General features: G+C 63.6%; 11 protein-coding genes. 10 read left to right on the top strand and 1 reads right to left on the bottom strand.

Features of this window, described 5'->3' with window-relative positions; genetic code table 11:
* The first annotated feature begins 32 nt into the window (after positions 1–32).
* The 7 genes from IVA75_RS06425 to IVA75_RS06395 all read left to right on the top strand — a co-directional run bounded on the left by IVA75_RS06425 (position 33) and on the right by IVA75_RS06395 (position 7,784).
* Positions 33–1,217, top strand: a complete 1,185-nt coding sequence (locus tag IVA75_RS06425) for an ABC transporter substrate-binding protein (protein ID WP_247285801.1) — start codon at positions 33–35, stop codon at positions 1,215–1,217.
* 23 nt (positions 1,218–1,240) lie between these two features.
* Positions 1,241–2,749, top strand: coding sequence for an acyl-CoA synthetase (locus tag IVA75_RS06420; RefSeq protein WP_247285799.1), 1,509 nt, complete (start codon positions 1,241–1,243; stop codon positions 2,747–2,749).
* Between the two features lie 176 nt (positions 2,750–2,925).
* Entirely contained in the window at positions 2,926–3,246 is a 321-nt protein-coding gene (locus IVA75_RS06415) for a hypothetical protein (RefSeq protein WP_247285796.1), read from the top strand.
* A 12-nt stretch (positions 3,247–3,258) separates the two neighbouring features.
* Positions 3,259–3,888, top strand: coding sequence for a general stress protein (locus tag IVA75_RS06410; protein WP_027565632.1), 630 nt, complete (start codon positions 3,259–3,261; stop codon positions 3,886–3,888).
* A 236-nt stretch (positions 3,889–4,124) separates the two neighbouring features.
* On the top strand, positions 4,125–5,900 hold the full coding sequence (locus IVA75_RS06405; protein WP_247285794.1) for an NAD(P)/FAD-dependent oxidoreductase: 1,776 nt from the start codon (positions 4,125–4,127) through the stop codon (positions 5,898–5,900).
* Between the two features lie 135 nt (positions 5,901–6,035).
* Positions 6,036–7,013: a peptidyl-alpha-hydroxyglycine alpha-amidating lyase family protein gene (locus tag IVA75_RS06400; protein ID WP_247285792.1), complete on the top strand. Its 978-nt coding sequence runs from the start codon at positions 6,036–6,038 to the stop codon at positions 7,011–7,013.
* Between the two features lie 213 nt (positions 7,014–7,226).
* Positions 7,227–7,784 (top strand): HNH endonuclease, encoded by a 558-nt coding sequence (locus tag IVA75_RS06395; protein ID WP_007597381.1) that lies wholly within the window; start codon positions 7,227–7,229, stop codon positions 7,782–7,784.
* 74 nt (positions 7,785–7,858) lie between these two features.
* Here the strand turns inward: IVA75_RS06395 and IVA75_RS06390 are convergent, their stop codons facing one another.
* Positions 7,859–8,860 carry a glycoside hydrolase family 16 protein gene (locus IVA75_RS06390; protein WP_247285791.1) on the bottom strand — a complete coding sequence of 334 codons (1,002 nt, stop codon included), beginning with the start codon at positions 8,858–8,860 and terminating at the stop codon, positions 7,859–7,861.
* Positions 8,861–9,156: 296 nt separating this feature from the next.
* On the opposite strand from IVA75_RS06390, the gene IVA75_RS06385 reads away from it, so the two are divergent.
* From IVA75_RS06385 to IVA75_RS06375, 3 genes are all read left to right on the top strand, one after another.
* Positions 9,157–9,378 carry a dodecin gene (locus tag IVA75_RS06385; protein ID WP_018453224.1) on the top strand — a complete coding sequence of 74 codons (222 nt, stop codon included), beginning with the start codon at positions 9,157–9,159 and terminating at the stop codon, positions 9,376–9,378.
* A 169-nt stretch (positions 9,379–9,547) separates the two neighbouring features.
* Positions 9,548–11,452, top strand: a complete 1,905-nt coding sequence (locus IVA75_RS06380; protein WP_247285789.1) for a sensor domain-containing diguanylate cyclase — start codon at positions 9,548–9,550, stop codon at positions 11,450–11,452.
* Positions 11,453–11,518: 66 nt separating this feature from the next.
* Positions 11,519–12,166 (top strand): HAD family phosphatase, encoded by a 648-nt coding sequence (locus IVA75_RS06375; RefSeq protein WP_247285787.1) that lies wholly within the window; start codon positions 11,519–11,521, stop codon positions 12,164–12,166.
* Positions 12,167–12,169 lie beyond the last annotated feature (3 nt).

The raw sequence follows: 12,169 nt of genomic DNA, 5'->3' as shown, positions 1-12,169 counted from the left end.
GACTCGGAACGACAATAAAACGGGAGGACACCATGAAGCTGGCAGCCGCACTGATCGGCATGTCGTTGCTGACGCTCGCCGGCGGCAGTGCCCATGCCGAAGGCAGCGACGAGATTCGCATCGGGCAGACCCTGCCCTACAGCGGTCCGGCCTCTGGCTTCGGCGCGATCGGACGAACGCAGGAAGCGTTCTTCGAGAAGGTCAATGCCGAAGGCGGCATCAACGGCCGCAAGGTCAAGTTCATCACGCTGGACGACGCCTATTCGCCACCAAAGACCGTTGAGCAGACCCGCAAGCTAGTGGAGCAAGAGGAGGTGCTGATGATGTTCGGTTCGCTCGGCACCGCCACCAACAGCGCCGTGCAGCGCTATCTCAACGCCAAGAAAGTGCCGCAGCTGTTCGTGCTCTCCGGCGCCACCAAATGGGCCGATCCGCAGAAGAACCCGTGGACCATGCCGGGCATGGCGGCCTACGAATCCGAGGGCGTGGTCTATGCCAAATACATTTTGCAGGCCAAGCCCGACGCCAGGATCGCGATCCTCTCGCAGAACGACGATTTCGGCCGCGACTATGTCGCGGGGTTCAAGCGCGCGCTCGGGACCAAGGCGGCCGGCATGATCGTCGCGGAAGCAAGCTACGAGACCAGCGCGCCGACGATCAGCTCGCAGCTCTCGACCTTGAAGGCCTCCGGCGCCAACGTGCTGTTCGGCGTCGTGCTCGGCAAGTTCACCTCGCAGATGGTCAAGGGCGTGGCCGAAATCGGCTGGAAGCCGGAGCTGTTTTTCGTGCCGACCTCGGCGTCGTCGATCTCTTTCCTGGAACCGGCAGGGCTCGACAACGCGGTCGGTCTGATCTCGTCGAGCAACCAGAAGGACACGATGGACCCGCAATGGGCCGACGATCCCGGCGTAAAGGAATACTTCGCCTTCATGAAGCGCTACATGCCGACCGCGGACCTCTCCAACTCCAACTACGCCGCAGGCTATCACTATGCCACGCTGCTGATGACGGTGCTGAAAGCGTGCAAGGATGATGTCAGCCGCGACAACATCATGCGCCAGGCGGCCTCGTTGAATGATGTGAAGCTGCCGCTGCTGCTGCCGGGAATGGCTGTTACGACCGGCCCCGACGACTATCTGCCGTTCCAGCAGCTTCAGCTCCGGCGGTTCAACGGCAAGAGCTGGGTCGGCTTCGGCGATGTGCTGGATGATCGCTAGACGAGCCGGATAAGGAGGGCGCCATGATCATCAGCGGCGAACGCCAGATCAGCTATGACGACATCCGGGCCCGGATCAAGCGGGCGATGAGTGGCTTCCGCGCCCTGGGCCTTGCGGAGGCAGCGCCGGTCGCGATGATGCTGCGCAACGATTTCGCCCTGTTCGAGGTGGTTGCCGCTTCCGCCGCGCTGGGCAGTCCGGTGGTGCCGATCAACTGGCATCTAAAAGCCGAGGAGGTCCGTTACATCCTGGCCGACAGCGGGGCGAAGATCCTCGTCTGTCATGCCGATTTGCTGCCGCAGATCCGCGACGGCATACCGGCGGATGTCCTTCTCCTGGTCGTCGCGACGCCGCCCGAACTCGCGGCGACCTTCTCGATTCCTCGGGAGCTGACCGAGATCCCTGTGGGACTGACCGATTGGGACCGCTGGCGCGACGACCATCCGCAAGCGCAGGAGCCACCGCGCCGGGCGGCAGCGATGATCTATACATCGGGCACCACCGGCATGCCGAAGGGCGTGCGGCGCATGCCGATGCAGCCTGAACAGGCAGCCGCCTCGGAACGCGTGGGCGGGATCGCCTATGGCGTCAAGCCGCGGGAAAACCAAATCGTGCTGATCAACGGCCCGATGTATCACTCGGCGCCGCATTCCTACGGCATGCTGGCGTTCCGCAGCGCTTGCACCATCATCCTCCAGGCGCGGTTCGATGCCGAGGAACTGCTTGCGCTGATCGAGCGCCACCGCGTCACGCACATTCACATGGTTCCGACCATGTTCGTCCGGCTGCTGCGGTTGCCCGAAGCGGTCAGGCAGCGTTACGACCTGTCGTCGCTGCGTTTCGTCGTGCACGGCGCCGCGCCCTGCCCGCCAGACGTCAAGCGCGCCATGATCGACTGGTGGGGACCGGTCATCAACGAGTATTTCGGCTCCACGGAGACCGGGATCCCGGTCTGGCACTCGGCCGAGGAAGCCCTGAAGAAGCCCGGCACGGTCGGCCGCGCCATCGAAGGCGGCATCGTCAGGATCTTCCGCGATGACGGCAGCCCGTGCGGTGCTAACGAAATCGGCGAGATCTACATGCGCCAGACGGCGGTGCCCGATTTCGACTATCACGGCAGGACGCAGGCAAGGGCCGAGGCCGGCCGCGACGGCCTCGTCAGCGTCGGCGACGTCGGTTACCTCGACGAGGACGGCTATCTGTTCCTGTGCGACCGCAAACGCGACATGGTGATCTCCGGCGGCGTGAACATCTATCCCGCCGAGATCGAGAACGTTCTGATCGGAATGCCCGGCGTGCGCGACTGTGCCGTGTTCGGCATCCCGGACGCGGAATTCGGCGAAAGGCTGTGCGCCTTTGTCGAGCCTGAATCGGATGCCGGGCTCTCGGCCGACGCTGTCCGATCGTTCCTGCGCGAGCGGCTTGCCAATTTCAAGGTGCCGAAGGACGTCGAATTCCGCGACGCGCTGCCGCGCGAGGCCACGGGAAAGATTTTCAAGCGCAAGCTGCGGGATCGCTATTGGGCGACGTGAAAACAGGCGACGCGCCCGAGAGTGCGAGACCGTATAAACGGGAACGAGTGGCAATCGTTCCTGGGCCTCTTCAATATCGAGCAGTTTGAAGACGCGCGTTCCGTCGCAAATGGAAGAGCAACCAATTCGAATCTCGTCTGTTGTAGATCGGCACAATCACTGCCGGAGGATAAACTATGTCACGTCTAATTTCGTTCGCTGCGGCTCTACTGCTGCTCGGATCGGTACCCGTAAGCGCGCAGTCGCAAAAGGCACAAAGCGGCCCGGGCAACAACGCCGTCAACAGCTCTGATCACAACAACTCCAACGCACCGGTCGCAGGCCGCAACAGCTTCACCGAAGGACAGGCGAAGTCGAAGATCGAGGGCGCGGGCTATTCCAATGTTTCCGGCCTGCAAAAGGACGACAACGGCGTCTGGCGCGGCAAGGCCGACAAGGCCGGGACCAAGGCGGACGTGAGCGTCGATTTCCAAGGGAACGTGAACCCCGCCAAGTAAGGAGGATAAAACATGACCACCACCATTTCTCGACTCTATGACACCTATTCGGATGCGGAACGTGCGGTCAGCCGCCTGGAGGCCGCGGGCGTACCGCACTCCGACATCAGCATCGTCGCGAACAATTCCGATAACTGGTACGGCTCATCCACCGGCAAGGTCGACCGCGATCGCGACGGCGTCGACGATCGCGCCGAAGGCGCCGGCACGGGTGCCGGCATCGGCGCAGGCCTCGGAAGCGCGGCGGGTCTGCTTGCAGGACTCGGCTTGCTGGCCATTCCGGGACTCGGACCGGTGGTTGCCGCCGGCTGGCTAGCTTCGACCGCAGTTGGTGCCGCGGCCGGCGCCGCGACGGGCGGCATCGTTGGCGCGCTGACCGAAGCCGGCGTCTCCAAGGATGATGCGTCGCGCTACGCGGAGGGCGTCCGTCGTGGCGGAACGCTGGTATCGGCGCGGGTACCCGACCAGGACCGCTCACGTCTCGATGCTCTTCTGCACGAAAAGGCCGTGAACCTGCAGGAACGGAGCACCGCCTGGCAAAAATCCGGCTGGAACGGCTTCGATGCCGCAAGCCCGCCGCTGTCGCCTGACGATGTCGGCCGTGAGCGCGAGTTGTACGGCAATGGGATGCGGGGCAGATAAGGATCCGCGAACCAAAACGACAGCACGAGGAGGCTCCACTCAGGTGGAGCCTTTTTCGTCATACACCTCTCTCGTTCCGCGAGCGTGCGGCGGGCATCTCGCAGCGCTCACCGGCGTATTCCGCCTGAGCAGGGCCACATGCTTTCGCTGCTCGGGTAAAGCGCTTTCGATACCCCTCCTTCCAGTATAGCTTTCGACCCTAGAGGAAACGCCGCGAAGACGGCACGAGGTCGCGCATGCTGGACAGGACCAAGGATATTGCCGCATCCGCGCAGGCTTGGCTCGACGAATTTGAGCGCACGCTTGGCGCACCTGATGGCGCTGGGCTGGATAGTCTTTTCCTCGCCGACAGCTATTGGCGCGACGCGCTGGCACTCAGCTGGAACCTGCAAACGATCGCAGGCGGCGATTCGATCAAGCGGGAGCTGACAACGCTCGCCGCACGGGTCGCGCCGGGCAGCTTCAAGATCGCGCCGAACCGGGCGCCGCCGCGCTGGGTCACGCGTGCCGGGACCAAGACGATCGAGGCGATCTTCAATTTCGAAACCGCATTGGGACGCGGCAGCGGCATCGTCAGGCTTGTGCCCGACGCCGCCGACGGCGACCGCCTGAAAGCGTGGACGCTCCTCACCGCGCTCGACGAGCTCAAAGGCTTCGAGGAACAGCTCGGCACCTCGCGGCCCCGCGGCCGGGCCTATTCGCGCGACTTCCGTGGACCGAATTGGCTCGACCTGCGCAACGCCTCGCGCGACTACGCCAATCGCGATCCCGCCGTGCTGGTGGTCGGCGGCGGCCAGGCGGGGCTCGCGATTGCCGCGCGGTTGAAGCAGTTGAAGATCGACAGCCTGATCGTCGATCGCGAGGCACGGATCGGGGACAATTGGCGCAAGCGCTACCACGCGCTGACCCTGCACAACCAGGTGCAGGTCAATCATTTGCCCTACATGCCGTTTCCTCCGAGCTGGCCGACCTACATCCCGAAGGACAAGCTCGCCAACTGGTTCGAAGCTTACGTCGACGCGATGGAGCTGAACTTCTGGACCGGCACCGAATTCGAAGGCGGCGCCTACGACGATGCGAAAGGGCACTGGACCGTCACACTGCGGCGCGCCGACGGTGGCAAGCGCATTATGCAACCGCGCCATGTGGTGATGGCGACCGGCGTCAGCGGCATCGCCAATGTGCCTTTCATTCCGACCCTCGACAACTTCAACGGCACGCTGCTGCATTCGAGCCGCTACGAGGACGGCGAGAACTGGACCGGCAGGCGCGCCATCGTCATCGGCACCGGTAATAGCGGCCACGATATCGCGCAGGATCTCCACTCCAGCGGCGCCGAAGTGACGCTGGTGCAGCGTTCACCTACGCTCGTCACCAATATCGAGCCGTCGGCCCAACTCGCTTATGCGACCTACAATGAGGGCACGCTCGAGGACAACGATCTGATCGCGACCTCGATGCCGACACCGCTTGCGAAGAAGACCCATGTGATGCTGACGGAGCAGTCGAAGCAGCTCGACAAGGAGCTGCTCGACGGCTTGCGGCGCGTCGGCTTCAAGCTCGATTTCGGCGAGGCCGGCACCGGCTGGCAGTTCAAATATCTCACCCGTGGGGGCGGCTATTATTTCAACGTCGGCTGCTCCAACCTCATCGTCGAGGGCGCGATCGAGCTCAGGCAGTTTTCCGAGATCGAGGGCTTCGTCACCGAGGGCGCCCGGATGAAGGACGGCGCGACTATTGCCGCCGATCTGATCGTGCTCTCGACCGGTTACAAGACGCAGGAATATCTGGTGCGGAAACTGTTCGGCGACGGCGTCGTCGACCGGGTCGGCCCTATCTGGGGCTTTGGCGACGGCCTCGAGCTGCGCAACATGTATGCACGCACCAGGCAGCCCGGCCTCTGGTTCATCGCCGGCAGCCTCGCGCAATGCCGGATCAACTCGAAATATCTAGCGCTCCAGATCAAGGCGATCGAGGAAGGGATTTTGGGGCGTGAGGCGGGCGCAATTTGAGCCTCCTCGTCATTGCGAGCGCAGCGAAGCAATCCAGTGTCTTTCCGCGGACACAGTCTGGATTGCTTCGCTGCGCTCGCAATGACAGTGTGGAAACGATCGCGCATCGCCGACACCAATAAGAGGAGAACACCCATGCCAGCCATTCTCGGCACCGGCGAGCACCGCTACCGCGTCGTTGAAAATTTCGCAAAGCTGCCGGACGGATGGCAGCTCACCGACGTCGCTTCGGTCGCCGTCGACGGCAAGGACCGCGTCTACGTCTTCAACCGCGGGGCCCATCCGATGGTGGTGCTGGACCGCGAGGGCAATTTCTTGCGCAGTTGGGGCGAAGGCCTGTTCTCGCGCGCCCATGGCCTGCACATCGATGCCGACGACAATCTCTATTGCACTGATGACGGCGACCACACCGTGCGCAAGTGCAGCACAGACGGCAAGGTGCTGCTGACGATCGGCATTCCCGAGAAACCGTCGCCGTTCATGAGCGGCGATCCCTTTCACCGCTGTACCCACACCGCGCTGTCGCCGAAGGGCGAAATCTACGTCTCCGACGGTTATGGCAATGCGCGCGTGCACAAATTCACGCCCGACGGCAAGCTGATGACAAGCTGGGGCGAGCCCGGCACCGACCCCGGCCAGTTCAACATCGTGCACAACATCGCTACCGATGCCGACGGCTTTGTCTATGTCGCCGACCGCGAGAACCATCGCGTTCAGGTGTTCGACGGCAACGGCAAGTACGAGACGCAGTGGAACAATCTGCACCGCCCTTGTGCGCTATGCTGCTGCGGTGGGGCTAAGAGCCCGACCTTCGTCATCGGGGAACTCGGGCCCGGCCTCGCGGTCAACCGCAAGGTGCCCAATCTCGGCCCGCGGCTGTCGATCGTGGACGCCAAAGGCAACCGCATCGCGCGGCTCGGCGGCGAGGCAGGCCCGGGCGTTGCGGGCGGAAAATTCCTGGCACCGCACGGCATTGCACTGGATTCCAGGGGCGACATCTATGTCGGCGAGGTCGGCGTCACCGACTGGAAGACCAGCTTTCCGGATGAGGAGATGCCGGCCGTGGTGCGCGCGACGCGATGTTTGCAGAAGCTGGAGCGGGTGCGGGAGTAGCTGCCTCGGCACATCCACATCGCGTTGTCAGGACGACGCTGCCTCCGCGGCCTCGGACCTGGAAATCACGGCGTTTTTCGCGCTTTGCCACCCCCGGCCGCATTGCTTGCGCCCGAATAAGTCGCTCAACGGGCTTCACAATCCCGTCACGCTGCATGTAGTATGTCAGTTACGTGCTGCTTCGCAGCGTACATTGGAGGCCAGGAGCGTTACTTGAACGCACATGTCTCGCAAGGCCATTGGCCGGTGTTGGTGCTGAATGCGGACTTCCGGCCGCTGAGTTACTACCCACTGTCTTTGTGGTCGTGGCAGGACGCGATCAAGGCGGTATTCCTCGACCGCGTCAACATCGTCGCGCATTACGATCAGGCGGTCCATAGCCCCACGCTGCAAATGCAGCTACCGAGCGTGGTCTCGCTCAAATCCTTCGTCAAGCCGACCACCCACCCTGCCTTCACCCGATTCAACGTCTTCCTGCGCGATCGTTTCGCCTGCCAATATTGCGGCTCGCCCGAAGACCTCACCTTCGACCACATCATCCCGCGCAGCAAAGGCGGCCAGACCACCTGGGAGAACGTGGTCGCGGCGTGCTCGCCCTGTAATTTGCGCAAGGGCAATCTGACGCCGGTGCAGGCCAAGATGTTTCCACGCCAGCACGCGTTCGCGCCGACCGTGCACCAGCTCCACCGCAACGGCCGGCTGTTCCCGCCGAACTATCTGCACGACAGCTGGCTGGATTATCTCTACTGGGATACGGAGCTGGATCCGTAGCGTCGGCGTGCAGGCCCTCGGCAGTCCATCGTTGACTCGCGCCGCTCAACGCCGGGAGAGATCAGCGAGCTTCGCTATCTGCGCGCCTGCTCCAGATCGATCTGATAGACGGAAATCCGGTCGATCTCGAATGCGACGGTAGGCGGCGACTCCGCATCGACCGGACCGACGCCGAGAAAGAATTTCGATCCGATCGCGAGATTGACGATCATGTACATGGGATCGTCGAAACCGATCGGCACCTTGATGTCGGACACCGGCCTGCGGTCGATGAAATAGACCAGGCGATCCTCCTCCCACAGCACGCCGTAAGTGTGGAATGCGCTCGACGCGTCGCCGACCGCGAAGTCGAAGCCGCAGGACTGGATCTTCTGGGTCGAGGAAATCCGCCAATGCGTCGTCATCACGAGATCACCCGGCTTTTCGCCGCGGCCTTCCAGCACGTCGACCTCCGGCGGCCAGCCGCCGTCATCCGCCAGCATCCAGAACGCCGGCCACACCGCGTGCCCGACCGGCACCTTGGCGCGGATCTCGAAATAGCCGTGCTTCTGCGCGAACGTGCCTTGGGTCGTCAGTATCCCGGAGATGTACTCGTTGTCGAACAGCACCGGTTTCAATTCCGGCGGCGTGCGGCTGGCGACGATCGACAGCACGCCGTCCTTGACCTTGAAGGGATCGAGCCCGAGCGGCGCCGCCGCGCGCCCGGCGTAGCGCGGATCGACATAGATCTGTTGCTCGCCATTGGCGCTGGTCTTGCGCTTGAAGTCGGAGCCGTCGCCACCCCAGTAGCGCGCCTCCGGCCAGGCCGCACCGCCGGCGTAATGCGGCACCCAGCGTCCGTTCGCCAGCGGATGCTCGTCAAAATCCTCGTTGAAGGTCCGGCGTAGCGGCAAGAAGACCAGCGAGGCCGGATTGACCTCCTCCAGCCGGCGGCACTCGATGGTGGAGGGATCGGTCGTGACCTGCAGCGACATGCTCACCGGGGCAGCATTGAGATCGTCCTGCGCGATGGCCGGCGCAGGCACTACGCAGAGACCGATCGCAGCCAGAGCGCCCCTCGTCCAACGCGCGATCATCACCGCTCTTCGAAGATGCCAGAGGAAGGGCGGAAGTTAGCTCGCCCATATCGGGACGGGCAAGAGCGGGCCCGCGACCGCGCGCCAATTCGGGAGCGCCACCCGACCACGCCATCCGGATTTTCGTGCACTTATAAAAATGGAGCACCGCGCGCGGCAGGCGACCGGCGGGTCTCCCTCGGGGACGGAACTCGAAGCGCCGGCATCCGTTCAGAGTCGAGGCCGGATGTCGCGCGGACGCCAGTTGTCCGCGACAGACATATCCGGCCCCGCCACAGCACAAGGGGAGAATAGTGATGGCCACAAGCGAGACGGATCACGTCTACAAGATCCTGGAACTGGTCGGATCGTCCGAGACTTCGATCGAGGATGCGATCAAGAACGCGGTCAGCCGGGCCGCAAAGACCGTTCGCGAGATGAAATGGTTCGAGGTTGTGCAAACGCGCGGCCATATCGAGAATGGTGCCGTGCGCCACTACCAGGTGACGCTGCGGGTCGGCTTCACGCTGGATGAGTAAGGCAGAAAACGCCGGGCGAAGCCGACGCCCGACGCCAGCCTGGTTAGCTCGACAATAGCTCCGTCCATTGCCGAGGATTGTTCCAACCGGAAGCGCACAATCCGCGCGGATGTTGCAACAGGCCGTTAAGGCCAAAGTGAGAGGTTTGCGCCGAAATGGAGCAAGCCTGATGACCACGGGTCGCGAACTCGGAAAGACTCGCCTTCCGCTCTGGGCAGCGGGTTTCGTCATCTTGACCTGCTTCGCCATCCTCGGCTTGAGCGCCTGGCGTGAATGGGAAACACGCGATGCAGATCTCAAGAACGCCGAGATCGACGTCGCCAATCTGGCGCATTCGCTGATCCAGCACGCGGACGACACCTTCGAACTCGTTGATACGATCCTCGTCGGGCTGGTCCATCGGCTCGAAATCGACGGCACGGGTCCGGACACGATTACCAAGCTTCAGGCCTATCTGCCGACACGGAAATCGTCGGACCGCATCCGCGGCATCTTCGTTTATGACGCGACCGGGCAGTGGCTTGCCACGACCGAGCGGCTCGACTTCTCCAAGCTCAACAACAGCGACCGCGGATACTTCCAGCGTCATCGCGACTCGCCCGAGATGGGCACGTTGATCGGAGCGCCCGTGAAGAGTCGAGCCGGCGGCCAATGGGTCGTCACCGCGTCCCGCCGGATCAACGATGCCGACGGCGGCTTCGCCGGCGTTGCCCTGCTCACGATCGACGTCAGCTATTTCGTCAAGTTCTACGAGCGGTTTGACATCGGTCCGAACGGCTCGACGTCGCTGCTCAACGATAGCGGCATCATGCTGGCGCGCAGCCGCGACGACAGCGGCGCCTTTGTCGGTCGCGACCTGTCCAACGCGCCCTTGTTCAAGGGATGGGAAAGTCGTCCCGCCGCAGCAGTCTACTATTTCAAGTCGCCGCTCGATGGCGTCCAGCGGCTTAGCTATTACCAACGCAGCAGCCGCTATCCCCTGATGGTGCTGGCGAGCAAGTCGCGGGACGACGTGCTGGCGCCCTGGCGGCAAGCCGCGGCAGCGCGCACCACCTTCGTCCTCGGCCTCGTGCTGCTGATCGCGGTGATCGGCTTCTACCTGGTCCGTCAGCTCGTACAGCGGCAGCGCATGGCCCAGGCCCTCGTCGTCAACGAAGCAAACTTCCGCCTGTTAGCCGAGCAATCCAGCGACATGGTGACCCGGATCGGGCTGGACAACCGGCTGCTCTACGTTTCCCCCTCGTGCGTACGCATCACGGGCTGGTCGTCCGACGAACTGCTGTCCACTTCGGCCCTGGCCGGCATTCACGCCGACGACATGGAGCGGGTCGAGCAGGCTATCGCCGCGCTGAGGAATGGCGAGGCCGAGGAGGCGCGGTTCGTCTATCGCCAGCGTCACCGCGACAAGGGCGAGATCTGGGCGGAGGCGGCGTTGCACGTGACCCTGGCGTCGGACAGCGGCGAAATCGACGGCGTCGTCGCGGTGGTGCGCGACATGACGGAGCAGAAGGATCTTCAGGACAAGCTCGCCTCACTCGCAACGACCGACGGCCTTACCGGCCTCGCCAACCGGCGCACATTCGACGAGCGTCTCGCGGACGAATGGGCGCGCGCCAGGCGCGACGGCACGCAGCTCTCGCTCCTGCTGATCGATGTCGATTATTTCAAGAGGTTCAACGATCATTACGGACATCTGGCGGGCGACGGATGCCTGCGCGCGCTGGGCCGGATCCTGTCAGCGCACACCAAGCGCCCGGCCGACCTCGCGGCGCGCTACGGTGGCGAAGAATTCGCCGTGCTGTTGCCGAACACCGGTCCCGAGGGCTGCGCCGAGGTCGGCGATGGGATTCGCAAGGCGCTGCACGATCTCGCCATGCTGCATGCGCAAAGTCCCCCCTCGCGCCTGGTGACCGCAAGCGTTGGCGGCGCGACGAGTCTGCCATCCCAAACCACGGCGGACTGCAGCACGCTGGTCGCCGCCGCCGACCGCGCGCTCTACGCCGCCAAGGACAACGGCCGTGACCGGCTGGTGATGTCGGGACAGGTCGTTCCCTGGCCCGCCAGGAGCGCGTGACGGATCGACCGTTGCGCCGGATTTGTCGCCTGCGCCCCAGCGCGTTATGACTTGGATCACGGCCGGATGTTCGGCCAATCCGAGAGTGCCGCTGTGATTGGTAGAATCAAACTCGTCCTCTTCGACATGGACAATGTCCTCTGCGACTACGACAGGGCAAAGCGTGTCGCATGGCTGGCGAAGCTTGCGGGGACCACGAACGAATCCGTCCACAAAGCGATCTGGGACAGCGGCTTCGAGCTGCTCGGCGATTCCGGCACTCTCGACGCCGCGGACTATTTGCGGGGATTCGGCGAGCGCATCGGCTATCCGCTGTCACTGGACGAGTGGATCGAGGCGCGACGCCGTTCAATGCAGGCCGATCTTGCGATGCTGGAGATTGCCGGCAGCTTGCGTCAAACTGTCGACATTGCCGTCCTGACCAACAACACCACGCTGGTCGCCGACCATGTCGCTGCGCTGCTGCCGGAATTGCCGCCGCTGTTCGGCAAGCGAATCTACGCCTCGGCCCGGTTCAAGACGGCGAAGCCGGACCCGCGCTGCTTCCGCCTCTGTCTGTCGGAGCTCGACGTCAAACCGGAGAGCGTCCTGTTCGTCGACGATCTCATGGCCAATGTCGCCGGCGCGCGAGAGGCGGGCCTGTTCGCGCATCACCACACCTCGGTTGAGGCTTTCAGCCGAGCCCTTTCGGAGTACGGCCTGCTTTACGCATGAATG

Source organism: Bradyrhizobium sp. 134, from assembly GCF_023074155.1.
GTDB lineage: Bacteria > Pseudomonadota > Alphaproteobacteria > Rhizobiales > Xanthobacteraceae > Bradyrhizobium.
The sequence above is the reverse complement of the archived record's forward strand: the minus strand, read 5'-3'. Positions and strand labels throughout refer to the sequence as shown.

What these genes read in the sequence shown, in the direction of transcription:
- IVA75_RS06375 (WP_247285787.1), top strand. Translation starts at nt 11,519, where the DNA reads ATGTTCGGCCAATCCGAGAGTGCCGCTGTGATTGGTAGAATCAAACTC.
- IVA75_RS06405 (WP_247285794.1), top strand. Translation starts at nt 4,125, where the DNA reads ATGCTGGACAGGACCAAGGATATTGCCGCATCCGCGCAGGCTTGGCTC.
- IVA75_RS06385 (WP_018453224.1), top strand. Translation starts at nt 9,157, where the DNA reads ATGGCCACAAGCGAGACGGATCACGTCTACAAGATCCTGGAACTGGTC.
- IVA75_RS06425 (WP_247285801.1), top strand. Translation starts at nt 33, where the DNA reads ATGAAGCTGGCAGCCGCACTGATCGGCATGTCGTTGCTGACGCTCGCC.
- IVA75_RS06400 (WP_247285792.1), top strand. Translation starts at nt 6,036, where the DNA reads ATGCCAGCCATTCTCGGCACCGGCGAGCACCGCTACCGCGTCGTTGAA.
- IVA75_RS06390 (WP_247285791.1), bottom strand. Translation starts at nt 8,860, where the DNA reads ATGATCGCGCGTTGGACGAGGGGCGCTCTGGCTGCGATCGGTCTCTGC.
- IVA75_RS06415 (WP_247285796.1), top strand. Translation starts at nt 2,926, where the DNA reads ATGTCACGTCTAATTTCGTTCGCTGCGGCTCTACTGCTGCTCGGATCG.
- IVA75_RS06420 (WP_247285799.1), top strand. Translation starts at nt 1,241, where the DNA reads ATGATCATCAGCGGCGAACGCCAGATCAGCTATGACGACATCCGGGCC.
- IVA75_RS06410 (WP_027565632.1), top strand. Translation starts at nt 3,259, where the DNA reads ATGACCACCACCATTTCTCGACTCTATGACACCTATTCGGATGCGGAA.
- IVA75_RS06380 (WP_247285789.1), top strand. Translation starts at nt 9,548, where the DNA reads ATGACCACGGGTCGCGAACTCGGAAAGACTCGCCTTCCGCTCTGGGCA.